This is a genomic window from Pseudomonas sp. UBA5706, from assembly GCF_002419965.1.
Lineage (GTDB): Bacteria > Pseudomonadota > Gammaproteobacteria > Pseudomonadales > Pseudomonadaceae > Aquipseudomonas.
In genome coordinates this window covers 173,933-188,090 of the sequence record NZ_DIHC01000007.1, presented here as the reverse complement: position 1 = coordinate 188,090, position 14,158 = coordinate 173,933, and the positions used below count along the sequence as shown (strand labels likewise).

At 61.8% G+C, this 14,158-nt stretch carries 16 protein-coding genes, 1 pseudogene and 1 riboswitch; of the genes and pseudogenes, 12 read left to right on the top strand and 5 right to left on the bottom strand.

Features of this window, described 5'->3' with window-relative positions:
- Positions 1–21 precede the first annotated feature (21 nt).
- Both B3I26_RS04315 and B3I26_RS04310 read left to right on the top strand, forming a co-directional pair.
- Positions 22–708, top strand: a complete 687-nt coding sequence (locus B3I26_RS04315) for a C40 family peptidase (RefSeq protein WP_296255387.1) — start codon at positions 22–24, stop codon at positions 706–708.
- Between the two features lie 148 nt (positions 709–856).
- Complete coding sequence (locus B3I26_RS04310) at positions 857–1,393, top strand: NlpC/P60 family protein (protein ID WP_296255384.1); 537 nt, start codon at positions 857–859, stop codon at positions 1,391–1,393.
- Positions 1,394–1,524: 131 nt separating this feature from the next.
- On the opposite strand, the pseudogene B3I26_RS04305 reads toward B3I26_RS04310, so the two are convergent.
- A pseudogene (locus B3I26_RS04305) lies at positions 1,525–1,815 on the bottom strand (sorbosone dehydrogenase family protein); the annotation flags it as partial.
- A gap of 121 nt (positions 1,816–1,936) precedes the next feature.
- Positions 1,937–2,155: riboswitch (cobalamin riboswitch) on the top strand.
- Positions 2,156–2,258: 103 nt separating this feature from the next.
- Between B3I26_RS04305 and cobO the strand changes: the two are divergent.
- From cobO to B3I26_RS04255, 10 genes are all read left to right on the top strand, one after another.
- Entirely contained in the window at positions 2,259–2,870 is a 612-nt protein-coding gene (gene cobO, locus B3I26_RS04300) for a cob(I)yrinic acid a,c-diamide adenosyltransferase (RefSeq protein ID WP_296255381.1), read from the top strand.
- Between the two features lie 10 nt (positions 2,871–2,880).
- On the top strand, positions 2,881–4,176 hold the full coding sequence (locus B3I26_RS04295) for a cobyrinate a,c-diamide synthase (RefSeq protein WP_296255378.1): 1,296 nt from the start codon (positions 2,881–2,883) through the stop codon (positions 4,174–4,176).
- 111 nt (positions 4,177–4,287) lie between these two features.
- The gene (bluB, locus tag B3I26_RS04290; RefSeq protein ID WP_296255376.1) at positions 4,288–4,938 is read left to right on the top strand and encodes a 5,6-dimethylbenzimidazole synthase; all 651 of its coding nucleotides are present in this window, start codon (positions 4,288–4,290) and stop codon (positions 4,936–4,938) included.
- Positions 4,935–5,843, top strand: a complete 909-nt coding sequence (gene cbiB / locus B3I26_RS04285; protein WP_296255373.1) for an adenosylcobinamide-phosphate synthase CbiB — start codon at positions 4,935–4,937, stop codon at positions 5,841–5,843. The genes bluB and cbiB overlap by 4 nt, the downstream gene beginning before the upstream one ends.
- Complete coding sequence (cobD, locus tag B3I26_RS04280) at positions 5,836–6,840, top strand: threonine-phosphate decarboxylase CobD (RefSeq protein WP_296255371.1); 1,005 nt, start codon at positions 5,836–5,838, stop codon at positions 6,838–6,840. Before cbiB ends, cobD begins: the two co-directional genes overlap by 8 nt.
- Entirely contained in the window at positions 6,837–8,315 is a 1,479-nt protein-coding gene (locus B3I26_RS04275; protein ID WP_296255368.1) for a cobyric acid synthase, read from the top strand. Before cobD ends, B3I26_RS04275 begins: the two co-directional genes overlap by 4 nt.
- Positions 8,315–8,836: a bifunctional adenosylcobinamide kinase/adenosylcobinamide-phosphate guanylyltransferase gene (cobU, locus tag B3I26_RS04270; RefSeq protein ID WP_296255366.1), complete on the top strand. Its 522-nt coding sequence runs from the start codon at positions 8,315–8,317 to the stop codon at positions 8,834–8,836. The genes B3I26_RS04275 and cobU overlap by 1 nt, the downstream gene beginning before the upstream one ends.
- Positions 8,833–9,885 (top strand): nicotinate-nucleotide--dimethylbenzimidazole phosphoribosyltransferase, encoded by a 1,053-nt coding sequence (gene cobT, locus B3I26_RS04265; RefSeq protein WP_296255364.1) that lies wholly within the window; start codon positions 8,833–8,835, stop codon positions 9,883–9,885. Before cobU ends, cobT begins: the two co-directional genes overlap by 4 nt.
- Positions 9,882–10,454, top strand: a complete 573-nt coding sequence (cobC, locus tag B3I26_RS04260; protein WP_296255360.1) for an alpha-ribazole phosphatase family protein — start codon at positions 9,882–9,884, stop codon at positions 10,452–10,454. The genes cobT and cobC overlap by 4 nt, the downstream gene beginning before the upstream one ends.
- Positions 10,455–11,186: an adenosylcobinamide-GDP ribazoletransferase gene (locus tag B3I26_RS04255; protein WP_296255359.1), complete on the top strand. Its 732-nt coding sequence runs from the start codon at positions 10,455–10,457 to the stop codon at positions 11,184–11,186.
- A gap of 201 nt (positions 11,187–11,387) precedes the next feature.
- On the opposite strand, the gene B3I26_RS04250 is transcribed toward B3I26_RS04255, so the two are convergent.
- The 4 genes from B3I26_RS04250 to B3I26_RS04235 form a co-directional block, all read right to left on the bottom strand.
- Positions 11,388–12,692 carry an OmpP1/FadL family transporter gene (locus B3I26_RS04250; RefSeq protein ID WP_296255357.1) on the bottom strand — a complete coding sequence of 435 codons (1,305 nt, stop codon included), beginning with the start codon at positions 12,690–12,692 and terminating at the stop codon, positions 11,388–11,390.
- A gap of 140 nt (positions 12,693–12,832) precedes the next feature.
- Positions 12,833–13,324: a hypothetical protein gene (locus B3I26_RS04245; protein ID WP_296255356.1), complete on the bottom strand. Its 492-nt coding sequence runs from the start codon at positions 13,322–13,324 to the stop codon at positions 12,833–12,835.
- Between the two features lie 276 nt (positions 13,325–13,600).
- A complete protein-coding gene (locus tag B3I26_RS04240) occupies positions 13,601–13,825 on the bottom strand; it encodes a hypothetical protein (protein ID WP_296255541.1) in 225 nt (74 codons plus the stop codon).
- Between the two features lie 87 nt (positions 13,826–13,912).
- A complete protein-coding gene (locus B3I26_RS04235) occupies positions 13,913–14,134 on the bottom strand; it encodes a hypothetical protein (protein ID WP_296255353.1) in 222 nt (73 codons plus the stop codon).
- Positions 14,135–14,158: the final 24 nt, after the last annotated feature.

Below are 14,158 nucleotides of genomic sequence, written 5' to 3'. Positions count from 1 at the left end.
ACCTTCGCCACGGTCGTGCCCATGCTAAATCGCTTCGCACCCCTCGTGCCTCTCGCACTCGTAACGCTGCTGTTCGGCTGCGCGGCCCAGATGCCAGCGTCGCAACAGCTGTCGCAGAATCCGCAATTCAAGGACTCTGTCACCGCTCAGACCGCCAAGCGAGCGGTTTATTCGGCTTCCGTTCTGGACGACGAAATCGCCACCGAAGACGAACTGGCTCAGTTTGCAGACGCCAAGCCGTACCGTCTTCCAGTGTTGGCTGACAGCATCCTGGAACGTGGTAAATCGCTGATCGGCACCCGTTACCGGTTCGGCGGCACCTCGACCACTTCCGGTTTCGATTGCAGTGGCTTTATCGGCTACCTGTTCCGTGAAGAAGCCGGGATGAGCCTGCCACGCTCGTCACGCGAGATGATCAACATTGATGCCCCGCTGATCAAACGCAATGACCTCAAGCCAGGCGACCTGCTGTTCTTCAGCACCGCGGGCCGTGGTCGTGTCAGCCATGCGGGTATCTATCTGGGCGATGATCAGTTCATCCACTCCAGCAGCCGCCGCAGCGGTGGTGTGCGTGTCGACAGCCTTGACGATGCATACTGGGCCCGGACCTTCATTGAAGCCAAGCGTGCGTTGGCCATGGCACCTTCCCAGGTTCCGGAAACAACGACTGCTATGACTTCGACTACAATCAAGCGCCAACACCGGTAGTAGTAAGGGAGGCGTTGCCTTCTCGGCGACGCGGCCGTTCCTGGACGGCAATATTTCCCTGTCTTGAGCGCGCAATCGGGGACGCCTGATTGCGCGTTTTTCCGGCTTCCGGCAGAGTAAGCCGCATCCTAGGAAGGTTGTTGTGGTTATGTCGATCTCGGTTCGCCTGGCTGTTATATCATTGGCTATGTTGCTGGCGGCTTGTTCAAGCACTCCACCGCCCGCCCCACCCAAGGTCTTCTATCGGCCTGTGGTCGCTGCTCCCTCTCAATTTACCTCTCCGCTGGCTGACGACGTGCTGTTGCGTGCGATCGGGCTGGTGGGCACCCCTTATCGCTGGGGTGGCAACACGCCGGATTCGGGTTTCGACTGCAGTGGCCTGATCGGTTACGTGTATCAGGGCGCGGCGGGAATTGTCTTGCCTCGTTCGACCCGCGACATGATTCGCCTGCGAGGCCCGGATATTGATCGAAACCAGCTGCAAACTGGCGATTTGGTGTTCTTCGCCACCGGTGGCGGTTCGAATGTGAGTCATGCCGGGATCTATGTCGGCGAAGGGCGCTTCGTGCATGCTCCGGCGACGGGCGGCACGGTGAAACTCGACAGCCTGGATAAGCCGTACTGGCAAAAAGCGTGGCTCAACGCCAAACGCGTGATTCAACCGTCGAATCTGGCGAAGCAGTAACCGACCAGATTGCGACACAGTTTGGGTGTTCGCTGTTTGCCAGCGAACACCCAGCCTGGCTGCGTTGCTCATTGGCGGGTTGCCTGCACTGTCCGCGTCGCCGTCACCCGCCAGATCGTGTTGCTGACGTCATCGGCCACCAGTACATCGCCATTGGGCAACACATAGAGCCAGCGCGGGTGGTCGAGGTCTTCGGCGAAGGCGGCGACTTGCGTGCCAGGCGCTGCGGTGGGTCTGGCCCCTGCTGGCCAGCCGACTGCCGGGGCGATATTGACGGTGGGAACCAGGGTCTTGTTGGGTTCCGGCAGTCGGGGCGAGGGGCCCATGCCATCCGAGACCTGCAGGCTTGATGTTTCGCCACACGCTGCGAGCCCGCCGGCGAGCAATACCAGTGCTGCGACCTGGGGTTTTAGCTTGAGCATGTCCTAACTCCCTTCCTGGCAGTCATGCGTCGCATGTTTAAGAGTAGAGGGCGCTCGAAGGTGTCGGTTCAATAGCAGAACGATGGCTGCTTCGATTGACGCTGTTGGGGCAACCCACTAACCTTCGCCCCTTGTTTCAGGTGCCCGCGACCCCGGTCGCTCCAAGGGTGAAACAGGGAAGCCGGTGCGCGCGCATTTGCGAGCAATTCCGGCACTGCCTCCGCAACGGTAAATGAGTCAAGGCCCCGCACGATGCCACTGTGTTCCTCGGACATGGGAAGGCGCGCGGCTTGAGTAGCAGCTCATGAGTCCGGAGACCGGCCTGATCCATTCAACAGCATCACGGAGGGCGATGCTCTGCGCGGGCTCGGGCCATGGCTCCCGGCGCCTGCTGTCAGTCTTTGCCTTCCGTTTGCCAGACCTGCCCTCAAGCGGAGAGCCCGATGAGCGAATCCCCCGAACGTGACGAACGCCACCTGGCGCGCATGCTGCGCAAGAAGGCAGTGATGGACGAACGCATCGCCAGCGCGCCCAACGAATGTGGGCTGCTGCTGGTCTTGACCGGCAACGGCAAGGGCAAAAGCAGCTCGGCGTTCGGCATGCTCGCGCGAGCCATGGGCCACGGTATGCAGTGCGGCGTGGTGCAATTCATCAAGGGTCGCAACGCCACGGGGGAGGAGCTGTTCTTCCGCCGTTTTCCGCAGCAGGTGCATTATCACGTCATGGGCGAGGGTTTCACCTGGGAAACCCAGGACCGGCAGCGCGACATCGCGGCCGCCGAAGCTGCCTGGACGGTGGCCCAGGCGTTGCTGCGCGATCCCGAGATCGGTCTGGTGATCCTCGACGAACTCAACATTGCCCTCAAGCACGGCTACCTCGACCTTGAGCAAGTGCTCAGCGACCTGCAGGCTCGCCCGCCGATGCAACACGTGGTCATCACCGGGCGTGGCGCGAAGCAGGAACTGATCGACCTGTCCGATACCGTTTCCGAGATCGGCGTGGTCAAGCACGCGTTTCAGGCCGGGATCAAGGCGCAAAAGGGCATCGAATTGTGAGTGACCGTTCATGAACCAGCCCCGACACTGCCCGGCGGTATTGATCGCCGCGCCTGCTTCCGGCCAGGGCAAGACTACGGTCACGGCGGCGCTGGCCCGTCTGCATCGCAATCAGGGGCGCAAGGTGCGTGTCTTCAAATGCGGGCCGGACTTCCTTGACCCGATGATTCTAGAGCGTGCCAGCGGCCACCCTGTCTATCAGTTAGACATGTGGATGGTTGGCGAAAACGAGAGCCGTCGCCTGCTGTGGGAAGCTGCGATCGATGCCGACCTGATCCTGATCGAAGGCGTCATGGGGCTGTTCGACGGTACGCCGTCGAGTGCCGATCTGGCGCGGCGTTTTGGCGTGCCGGTACTGGGCGTGATCGACGGCACCGCCATGGCCCAGACCTTCGGTGCCCTGGCGTTGGGCCTGGCGCGTTATCAGCCTGATCTGCCCTTTGCCGGGGTGCTGGCCAACCGGGTCGGCACGGTGCGCCATGCGCAGTTGCTCCAAGGCAGCCTGACCGAAGGCTTGCGCTGGTACGGCGCGTTGTCTCGGGAAACCGGGATCGAGTTGCCAAGTCGCCATTTGGGGCTGGTGCAGGCCAGTGAGCTGAATGATCTGGACGCTCGTCTCGACGCCGCCGCAGCGTCACTGGCCAGCACTTGCGATGCAACGTTGCCGCCTGTGGTTTGCTTCGAAGCACCAGACAGCGTACCGGTGGAGCCTTTGCTCGAAGGCGTGCGCATTGCCGTCGCTCGCGACGAAGCGTTCGCTTTCACCTACGGCGCCAGCCTGGACTTGTTGCGGGACATGGGCGCCGAGCTGGTGTTTTTCTCGCCTATCCGCGACCAGCAATTGCCTGACGCACATAGCCTTTATCTACCTGGCGGCTATCCCGAACTGCACCACGTGGCGCTGGGCCAGAACAGCGCCATGCTACAGGCGATCCGCGCCCACCACGCGGCAGGCAAGCCGCTGCTGGCCGAGTGCGGCGGGATGCTCTATCTGCTTGACGCCCTGACCGATGTCGACGGCCAGCGCGCCAAACTGGCGGGCCTGCTGACGGGTGAAGCGGTAATGCAGAAGCGTCTGGCGGCCCTGGCTTTGCAAACGGTGGAGTTGCCGGAGGGCTCGTTGCGCGGCCATACCTATCATCACTCGCTGACCAGCACTGAACTGACGCCCATTGCCCGCGGCGTCAGCCCGAACGGTGGACGCGGCGCCGAAGCGGTGTATCGCGACCGTCGCCTGACTGCGTCCTACGTGCACTTTTATTTCCCTTCCAATCCCCAAGCGACGGCGGCGCTGTTTTTGCCATGAATACAGTTGCATGGGGGATGATTGGTAGCTGCATGGCGTGCCAGCGCTGGCGTCTCCAAGCCGCTACCGTAGGCCAGGCAGATGCAGAACGCGCATTCGGACGGCCAGCACATGACTGACCACTCCTTCAGCGAGGACGAGCGCGCTGCGGTTTACCGGGCCATCGCCGAGCGCCGGGACATGCGGCACTTCTGCGGCGGCTCGGTGGTGCCCGAGGTGCTCGCACGCTTGCTGGAAGCCGCGCATCAGGCGCCCAGCGTCGGCCTGATGCAGCCGTGGCGCTTCATTCGCATTACTGACCGGCCATTGCGCGGGCAGATTCAGGTGCTGGTGGAAGAGGAGCGAATCCGCACCGCCGAAGCGCTGGGCGAGCGTGCCGACGACTTCATGACGCTCAAGGTCGAAGGCATTAACGATTGTGCCGAGGTGCTGGTCGCGGCATTGATGGACGACCGAGAGAAACACATCTTCGGTCGTCGGACCTTGCCGGAAATGGACATGGCGTCCTTGTCCTGCGCCATCCAGAACCTATGGCTGGCCGCTCGCGCCGAGGGGCTGGGGATGGGCTGGGTGTCGTTGTTCGAGCCTCGGGCGCTGGCCGATCTGCTGCAAATGCCCACTGGCTCGAAACCCTTGGCAATCCTCTGCCTGGGACCGGTCAAGGCGTTCTATCCGGCGCCGATGCTGGTACTGGAAGGCTGGGCGCAGGCGCGTCCCTTGCACGAACTGGTCTTTGAGAACACATGGGGAGTGAGTTCATGAGTGTGGCGTTATTGAGCGTCGCCGGGGTTGCGCTCGACGCGCTGCTCGGCGAGCCAAAACGAAACCACCCATTGGTGGCGTTTGGCCGATATGCCGAGCGCATTGAGCAGCGTTTCAACGGCGGCGGTCGCGGCTGGCGCAGCCACGGCGTCACGGCCTGGTTTATTGCGGTCATTCCGCTGACCCTGCTGGTGACGTTCTTCAGCTGGCTGCCTTACGTCGGCTGGCTGGTGGAAGTGGCCGCGCTCTATTGCGCGCTGGGCCTGCGCAGCCTGGGGGAGCATGTCGAGCCGGTGACGCAGGCCTTGCGCAGCGAAAATCTGGAAGAGGCCCGCCGTCGGGTCGGTTACCTGGTCAGTCGCCAGACCTCGGAGCTGGATGCTACGGACGTCGCTCGCGCCGCCACCGAATCGGTGCTGGAGAATGGCAGCGATGCGGTCTTTGCCGCGATCTTCTGGTTTGTCGTGCTGGGTGCGCCGGGTGTGGTGCTGTATCGCCTGAGCAATACGCTGGACGCCATGTGGGGCTATCGTAACGAGCGCTTCGAGCGTTTCGGCTGGGCAGCGGCGAAAATCGACGATCTGCTGAACTACATTCCCGCACGTCTAGTCGCATTGACTTACGCGCTGCTGGGCAAAACCAGACTGGCCTTGCGCTGCTGGCACACACAGGCGCCGAAGTGGGACAGCCCGAACGCAGGGCCGGTGATGGCTGCCGGCGCGGGCGCCTTGGGCGTTGAGTTGGGCGGCGCGGCGATTTATCACGGCGAACTGCATCAACGTCCACTACTGGGCGAAGGCGCACCTGCCGACGCCGATTCCATCGATCGTGGATGGCAGCTGGTGCAGCGCGGCGTATGGCTTTGGCTGCTGATCCTGTGCCTGGGAACTGAATTCTATGCTTGAACACGGCGGTCGGCTGCGCGAAGTGGCGGCCAAATATGGCATCGAGCCGGCACAGTGGCTCGACCTGTCCAGCGGCATCTCGCCCTGGTCGTGGCCGATTCCGCCGATTCCTGAGTCGGCGTGGGCGCGCCTGCCGGAAACCGATGACGGGCTGGAAAGCGCGGCCCGGCTGTATTACGGGGCAGCCCATCTGCTTGCGGTGGCCGGTTCCCAGGCGGCGATCCAGGCGTTGCCGCGGTTGCGTCAGGCGGGCAAGGTTGGCGTGTTGTCGCCATGCTACGCCGAGCACGCCGAAGCCTGGCGCAGTAATGGCTTTCTGGTCCGTGAAGTGCTGGAGCATGAAGTCGAGCGTTTTATCGATACCCTCGACGTGCTGGTGGTGGTCAACCCGAACAATCCCACCGGGCTTAGCCTGACCCCCGAACGCCTGCTGGAATGGCATACACGACTGGCCCAGCGCGGCGGTTGGCTGGTGGTGGATGAGGCATTCATGGACAACACCCCGCACCTGAGCCTCGCCGCCGAAACCCAGCGTCCTGGCCTGATCGTGTTGCGTTCGTTCGGCAAGTTCTTCGGCCTGGCGGGGGTGCGGCTGGGGTTCGTACTGGCCGAGTCGCGTTTTCTCAAGGTGCTGGCTCGACAGATCGGCCCCTGGTCAGTCAGCGGTCCCACACGCATTCTCGGTCAGGCGTGCCTTGACGATGCACAAGGCCACCATGAGCAGCGTGTGCGCACGCAAGCGGCCAGCGAGCGTCTGGTGGCGTTGCTGACCCGCTATGGCTTCGCCCCCCAAGGCGGCTGCGCGCTATTCCAATGGCTGGTCACCTCCCGAGCGGTCGAACTGCACGAGTTCTGCGCTCGGCGCGGCATCCTGCTACGCATCTTTGTGAATAACGCGGCGCACAACAACAGCCTGCGCTTGGGCCTGCCGCGCGACGAGGCCGACTGGCAACGCTTGGAGCGGGCGCTGAGCGAATTTTCCCAGGAGCGTACATGAACACTCCTCGCACCGGTAAAACCCTGATGGTCCAAGGCACCACCTCGGACGCGGGTAAAAGCACGCTGGTGACCGCGCTGTGTCGCTGGCTGACGCGCCAGGGCGTGCGCACGGTGCCGTTCAAGCCGCAGAACATGGCGCTCAACAGTGCGGTGACCGCCGACGGTGGCGAGATCGGTCGCGCCCAAGCCGTGCAGGCCCAGGCCTGCGGCCTAGAGCCGCACTCCGACATGAATCCGGTGCTGCTCAAACCCAACAGCGATACCGGCGCGCAGGTGATCATCCATGGTCGCGCGGTGACCACCATGAATGCCGTCGCTTATCATGACTACAAGGCCATCGCCATGCAGGCGGTGCTTGCCTCCCATCGACGGCTCAGCGCGGGCTGGCCGGTGGTGATGGTGGAGGGCGCGGGATCGCCGGCGGAAATCAATCTGCGCGCGGGCGACATCGCGAATATGGGCTTTGCCGAGGCGGTGGATTGCCCGGTATTGCTGGTGGCGGATATCAATCGGGGTGGCGTTTTCGCGCATTTGGTTGGCACCCTGGACTTGCTTTCGCCCAGCGAACAGGCACGGGTGAAGGGGTTCATCATTAACCGTTTTCGCGGTGACATCGCGTTGCTGCAGCCGGGTTTGGACTGGCTGGAACAGCGCACCGGCAAACCGGTGGTGGGCGTTTTGCCCTACGTGACGGACCTGCACCTGGAGGCTGAAGACGGCCTCGATCAGCGCCAAACCGACAAGGCCGCGCAGGTTCTCAATGTAGTGGTGCCGGTGCTGCCGCGCATCAGTAACCACACCGACTTCGACCCGCTGCGCCTGCATCCGCAGGTCAATCTGCAATTCATCGGGCCGGGCCAGCCGATCCCGTCCGCCGACCTGATTATCTTGCCGGGTTCGAAAAGCGTGCGCAGTGATCTGACCTTTCTGCGCAACCACGGTTGGGACACTGCCATCAGTCGACACTTGCGTTACGGTGGCAAGGTGCTGGGCATCTGTGGCGGGCTGCAAATGCTGGGAAACGAGCTGCACGACCCGCTAGGCCTTGAGGGCGCTGCCGGTTCGAGTCCCGGGCTGGGGCTGTTGGCAATTAGTACGGTGCTTGCCCAAGAGAAACAGCTGCGTAATGTGCGCGGCCGATTGACACTGGAAGAGGCTGACGTCATGGGCTACGAGATTCACGCAGGCGTCACCACGGGGCCAGCACTGGAACACCCGCTCGTGCAGCTCAGCGACGGTCGGTGTGATGGTGCGCAAAGTGCCGATGGTCAAGTGCTGGGTACTTATCTGCATGGGTTGTTCGAGCGCCCGGCGTCCAGCGGCGCTTTGCTGCGATGGGCTGGGTTGCAGGATGTGCAGCAGGTCGACTATCACGCCTTGCGCGAGCGCGATATCGAACGGTTGGCTGATCTGGTAGAGCAGCACCTGGACGGCCGGTTATTGCGTGAACTTTGCGGACTGGAGCCTGCGTGATGCAGCAATTGATCCTCGGGGGTGCGCGCTCTGGCAAGAGCCGGCTGGCGGAAACGCTGGCTGTCGAAAGCGCGCTGGATGTCATTTATGTCGCCACCAGTCAGCCTCTCGATGGTGAGATGAGCCAACGGGTGGCGCTGCATCGTCAGCGTCGTCCGGACACGTGGGGGCTGGTCGAGGAACCCCTCGCGCTAGCCCGTGTATTAAAGGAAAACGCAGGGCCCGACCGCTGCCTGCTGGTGGACTGCCTGACCCTTTGGTTGACCAACCTGTTGATGCTGGACGATCCGCAGCGGCTGGCGCAGGAGCGTGATGCGTTACTCGATGGCCTGGCGCAGTTGCCCGGCCAAATCATTTTCGTCAGCAACGAAACCGGGTTGGGTGTAGTGCCCCTCGGCGAGCTGACCCGTCGTTACGTCGATGAGGCCGGCTGGTTGCATCAGGCCCTTGCCCAACGGTGCCAGCGCGTTGTGCTCACCGTCGCCGGCCTGCCCATGACTCTCAAAGGATCCCCCCTATGACCCACGCCTGGTGGCTCGGCGCTGCACGTGAAATCAATCAGAACACCCGCGAGCAAGCGTTGGCCCGGCAGCAGCAATTGACCAAGCCCACCGGATCGTTGGGCCAGTTGGAAGCCGTCGCGGTACAGTTGGCCGGTCTGCAAGGTCGGGTCAAACCCAAGGTCGATAACGTCTGGATCGCGATGTTCGCCGGCGATCATGGGGTGGTTGCTGAAGGTGTTTCGGCGTACCCCCAGGAAGTCACCGGGCAGATGCTGCACAACTTCATTATGGGTGGGGCGGCCATCAGCGTGTTGGCCAAACAGCTTTCGGCCCAGCTGGACGTGGTCGACCTTGGCACCGTTTCGCCGCTGAACCTTCCGGGAGTGCGGCACCTGAATCTCGGAGCCGGTACCACCAATTTCGCCCAAGCGCCGGCCATGACCCAGGCGCAACTGGAGGACGCTCTGGCGGGCGGTCGCGACAGCGTCTTGCGGGCTAAGGCGGCAGGCACCGAGCTGTTCGTCGGCGGCGAAATGGGCATCGGTAACACGACCGTAGCCAGCGCGGTCGCCTGTTCATTGCTGAACTGCCCAGCGTCGTTGCTGGTCGGTCCGGGTACGGGGCTGGATGCGCAGGGCATCAACCACAAGGCGCGGGTCATCGAGCAGGCGCTGCAACTGCATGCGGCTCAAGCCGGTGAGGCGTTGGGCAGCCTGAGGGCGTTGGGCGGGTTTGAAGTGGCCGCGCTGGTGGGCGCTTATCTGGCCTGCGCCCAAGAGGGCATCGCAGCCTTGGTCGACGGCTTTATCTGCACGGTTGCCGCGCTGGTCGCTGTGCGGCTTAACCCTTCTTGTCGCCCATGGCTGTTCTTCGGCCATCGAGGTGCCGAGCCCGGTCATCGTCACGTCCTGGAAACGCTGGAGGCCGAACCGTTGCTGGAGTTAGGGCTGCGGCTAGGGGAAGGCAGTGGTGCTGCGCTGGCGGTGCCGCTTTTACGTCTGGCCTGTGAGTTGCACAACGGCATGGCGACCTTCGCCGAGGCGGCGGTTGCCGATCGCCCGGCATGACCTTGCGCCTGGACCTGCTGCGCCATGGCGAAACCGAGCGCGGTGGCGGTTTGCGCGGCAGCCTGGACGACGCCTTGACCCCTCTCGGTTGGCAGCAGATGCGTGAAGCGGTGGCCAGTCCTTTTGGCTGGGATCGCATTGTCAGCTCGCCGTTGCAGCGTTGTGCGCGTTTTGCCGGGGAACTGTCGTCGCAGTTGTCGCTGCCGATGAGCCTTGAGCCCGATTTGCAGGAGCTGCATTTCGGCGATTGGGAGGGCGTCGGCACTGCGCAACTGATGGAGGCCGACCCTGAAGGGCTGGGGTTGTTCTGGGACAATCCCTACTCCTTCACGCCGCCTAACGGAGAGCCGGTGCTGGCGTTTTCCGAGCGTGTGCGCGGCGCTGTCCTGCGCCTGCATCAGGCCCACGATGGCGAGCGAATTCTGCTGATCAGTCATGGTGGTGTCATGCGCCTGCTGCTTGCTCAGGCTCGCGGTTTACCCCGCGAGCAACTGCTGCAGGTGGTGGTCGGTCATGGCGGCTTGTTCGGGCTTGATGTCAATGCCGGATGCGCACTGACGGAGGTATAAATGCTGCCATTCTGGATCGCCCTGCAATTTCTCAGCAGCCTGCCGGTTCGGTTGCCGGGAATCCCCGCACCCGATGCACTAGGACGCTCGCTGCTGTTTTATCCGTTGGTGGGCGTGCTGTTCGGTTCGATCTTGATGGCGCTGGACCTCGTGCTCGCCGGTGCACCGCAGTTACTGCATGCCGCGCTGTTGCTGGCGGCCTGGGTGCTGCTCAGCGGCGGACTGCATTTGGATGGCCTGGCCGACAGTGCCGATGCCTGGCTTGGCGGGTTCGGTGACCGCGAGCGCACCCTGACCATCATGAAGGACCCGCGCAGCGGACCGATTGCCGTCGTGACCGTGGTGATCGTCCTGTTGCTGAAATTCACGGCAATCGTGGCACTGCTCGATGGGCATCACAGTGGCGCTCTGCTGCTGGCGCCCGTCATCGGTCGCGCGGCAATGCTGGGGTTGTTCCTCAATACGCCTTACGTGCGTGCTGGTGGCTTGGGACAGTCTCTTGCCGACCATCTGCCGCGTACACCGGGCGTGCAGGTGCTGGGCGTGACGGCGGTTGGTTGCGTGCTGCTGTCGGGCTGGGCGGGGGTATCGGCATTGCTGGTCGCTGTCGCGGGATTTTTCTGGCTTCGCCGTTTGATGATGCAGCGTTTACGCGGGAGCACCGGCGACACCGCTGGGGCGATGCTGGAGTTGCTGGAAATGGTGGTGGTGGTCACATTGGCCCTGATTTGAACATGAGCGCTTTTGCTTCTGTAACGCAGATGGCCTGTACGGGCCGGTGCGCGAACACCCTGTGGGGCTTGAGCATTCACGCGCTTTGTTAGTCTTCTGCTCTTGGCCGGTCGACTGGAAAAACGAAAAACCCCGCAGCCGTCGCCGACTGCGGGGTTTTCTGTATGACGGACAGGTGTTCTGCCTGTCCTGCCAACAACATCAGAAGCGGTAAGTCAGGCCCAAGCCGAAACCGTTGGCACTGTTTTCATACTTCGCGTTGTAGGACTGGCCCAAGGCGTTCGAGTCGCGAACCTTGATGTCTTCTTCCTTCAGGTAGGAGTACGCCACGTCAATGGTGATGTCGTCAGTCGGGCTATAGCCGGCGCCCAGGCTGAAGATGGTGCGGTCGCCCGTCGGGATGCGCGGCGAGCGGTTTTCATTGTTGGTTGGCGACTGATCGAACGACAGGCCGGTACGCAGTACCCATTGCTTGTTCACCTGGTACGACGTACCGATTGCATAAGCCCAGACGTCATGCCAGTTCTGTTCTTCGCTGATGTTGGTCAGCAGTGCCGGGGCTGCTCCGCCACCCGCGCGGGTCACGCCCGAGTTCTTGACAGTGATGTCTTGCAAGCGGCTCCAGCGAGTCCAGGTTGCACCTGCGTACAGCTTCCAGTCATCGGTCATCTTCTGGGTGACCGAGAAGTCAACGGATTCAGGGGTGTCAAGGCTAAGCTTGCCATCATAACGACCCGCGCCCAGGATCGGAGCCGGAACACCTGCACCTGGCGTGACTTCAGTATGGCCCTCGAGCTTATAAGTGACCTTGGAGTGATAAGTCAGGCCCACACTGGTGGTGTCGGTCGCTTGAACCAGGATACCGGCGTTGAAGCCATAACCTACGTCGTCGCCTTTGACCTGAACGCGCCCGTCCCCTGATGTACGGCCTGTGAGCGGCAGCGTTTGGGCGCTGACGTTCAGTGCCGATTCCAGTACGCCGGAAATGCGGTTGATGGTCGGACCGAAACCAATCGACACTTTGTCATTGAACGCATAACTCACCGTTGGCTGGAAAGTGACGACCTTGACCAGGCTCTTGCTGCCGAAATTGCGGCCCTGGAAACTGCTTTCATAATCGGTCACCAAACCGAACGGCGCGTAGACACCCAGGCCGAATGCCCATTGGTCGTCGATAGGCTTGACGTAGAAACCCATCGGCACGGCGGTGAACGGAACCATATCGCCTTTGTTGGTGCCGACGCTTCTGCCGCTGGTGTCCTTGATGTCAGTCGAAGCGTCGATTGCCGCCACACCAACGGTGACTTGTTGGCGCTTGAGGCGCGACATGCCGGCCGGGTTGCCATAAACGATGCTGGCATCATCGACGGACGAGGAGCGGCCCGCAAAACCGGTTCCCATGCCGCTGATACTTTGCTCATTGAGGGCAAAACCCGATGCGAAGATTTGGGTGGAGGCAAGCGTGATGGCGATGCTGAGGCTGGATTTGATCATTGTTTTTTTCATTGTTAGAACTCCTTGTTGATCACCGCGCGGAAATTACCAATATTTTTCATCACGCGCCATAGCCTGGATCAAGCGATTTAGAGCAGATGTTGTAGGACAATCCAGGCAAACGTGCGGCGATCTTCAGTGAAACTGATGGGTCACAAAATGGTTGATTCGGCTTGATACAGGGGGCGAACCGAGGTTTGCCACGCGCTGACGAAATCCTGCAGCTGCCCACGGGGCTGAAATATCCTGCGCCAGATTCGCGCCATCCCCTGCACGTCATCCTCCGCGGGCAGCGTTAAACGGCTGGCTTGGACCATCATCCAGGCAATCGCCGTGGCGTAACGCAGGTTAACGGTGAGCTCCAGGTCCGGCCCGGTAAGGAAAGCATGCTGGCTCGCGAGCCCTCTGACCAGGCTTGCAAGATCAGGATCCTTGGCCAGATAACTGTCCCACAGCCGATAATGCAGCGAGTCGGAAATACCATAAAGGCCGTGTCCGCGTTGGCTATCTAGCTCGGCGCCCAGCGCTGACTGGCTGGCGGCCACGGCAAGCAAAAAAGAATCCGCTCCCGAGTGCTGACAGCCCAGATAGCTCAGCGTGGGACGGATCACATAACGGCGCAGCTCACTGGCAGCGATGCCCATAACGCCCTCGCAGGATTATATGAGCCGGAGGACCCTGGCGCTTGGCAGCAGCTGAATCCGGGTCCACCGGAAGCGGCTCGGACCGCTTGAGTTCAAGCGTAGTCTCATATTCACAGTGTAAAAGGCTGTTTTTAGGATATTTCTTGTCTTCCCCGCTCGCGAACACGCATGGAGATAGCAGGCTCAATGCTTTTTCATATGAAAAACAGGCACAAAAAAAGCCCCGCTTTTTGAGAGCAGGGCTTTGGCACGCTTTCGATTAACCGACGAACGGTCTCAGGCGATTAGTGCCTGCCGTGTGCGGTCGATCACAGCCTGCAGCGGTACGGCGCTGGAGTACTGATCGGGATACAGGCGCTCACTGTGACGGGCGATGCCGTGTTCGTTGACGATGGTAAAGCTGAAGCAGCCTTTGCGGGCTGCCATGATCAGGCAGTTCATTGGAGCGAAGGCGTTGGTAAGGGTGCGGATTGCATCCTGGGTCTGGGTATGTGTAGTCATGGTCATGGTGTTTCCTGAATCGACACGCAATAGAGGCGTGCAAAATAAAAACGTTCCAGTTAACGCGGGCCGATGCTCGAATGCGAGTCAGGGCAGGGCGTAGAACCTGTCTGGAACAAAAGCAGCCAGTTGAAGCGCGGTTATCGTGTGGCGCTGGGCTGACCGGTAGGTACTTAGGAGGGCAGGCAACACAACAGGAGCAAAGGTTCGGTGCTCGGGGTGAAGATCCTGATCAATTTGCAGGCTGGTTTGAGCAGGCCATGATGACTGCTGCACCCTCCGATCTTTCGGCAGGTCGTGCGAGGTCATGTCTGGAAACCATCGAGGTGATCG

Excerpts from the sequence above, each read along its gene's own strand:
- B3I26_RS04315 (WP_296255387.1), top strand. The coding sequence starts at position 22 with ATGCTAAATCGCTTCGCACCCCTCGTGCCTCTCGCACTCGTAACGCTG.
- B3I26_RS04310 (WP_296255384.1), top strand. The coding sequence starts at position 857 with ATGTCGATCTCGGTTCGCCTGGCTGTTATATCATTGGCTATGTTGCTG.
- cobO (WP_296255381.1), top strand. The coding sequence starts at position 2,259 with ATGAGCGAATCCCCCGAACGTGACGAACGCCACCTGGCGCGCATGCTG.
- B3I26_RS04295 (WP_296255378.1), top strand. The coding sequence starts at position 2,881 with ATGAACCAGCCCCGACACTGCCCGGCGGTATTGATCGCCGCGCCTGCT.
- bluB (WP_296255376.1), top strand. The coding sequence starts at position 4,288 with ATGACTGACCACTCCTTCAGCGAGGACGAGCGCGCTGCGGTTTACCGG.
- cbiB (WP_296255373.1), top strand. The coding sequence starts at position 4,935 with ATGAGTGTGGCGTTATTGAGCGTCGCCGGGGTTGCGCTCGACGCGCTG.
- cobD (WP_296255371.1), top strand. The coding sequence starts at position 5,836 with ATGCTTGAACACGGCGGTCGGCTGCGCGAAGTGGCGGCCAAATATGGC.
- B3I26_RS04275 (WP_296255368.1), top strand. The coding sequence starts at position 6,837 with ATGAACACTCCTCGCACCGGTAAAACCCTGATGGTCCAAGGCACCACC.
- cobU (WP_296255366.1), top strand. The coding sequence starts at position 8,315 with ATGCAGCAATTGATCCTCGGGGGTGCGCGCTCTGGCAAGAGCCGGCTG.
- cobT (WP_296255364.1), top strand. The coding sequence starts at position 8,833 with ATGACCCACGCCTGGTGGCTCGGCGCTGCACGTGAAATCAATCAGAAC.
- cobC (WP_296255360.1), top strand. The coding sequence starts at position 9,882 with ATGACCTTGCGCCTGGACCTGCTGCGCCATGGCGAAACCGAGCGCGGT.
- B3I26_RS04255 (WP_296255359.1), top strand. The coding sequence starts at position 10,455 with ATGCTGCCATTCTGGATCGCCCTGCAATTTCTCAGCAGCCTGCCGGTT.
- B3I26_RS04250 (WP_296255357.1), bottom strand. The coding sequence starts at position 12,692 with ATGAAAAAAACAATGATCAAATCCAGCCTCAGCATCGCCATCACGCTT.
- B3I26_RS04245 (WP_296255356.1), bottom strand. The coding sequence starts at position 13,324 with ATGGGCATCGCTGCCAGTGAGCTGCGCCGTTATGTGATCCGTCCCACG.
- B3I26_RS04240 (WP_296255541.1), bottom strand. The coding sequence starts at position 13,825 with ATGACTACACATACCCAGACCCAGGATGCAATCCGCACCCTTACCAAC.
- B3I26_RS04235 (WP_296255353.1), bottom strand. The coding sequence starts at position 14,134 with ATGACCTCGCACGACCTGCCGAAAGATCGGAGGGTGCAGCAGTCATCA.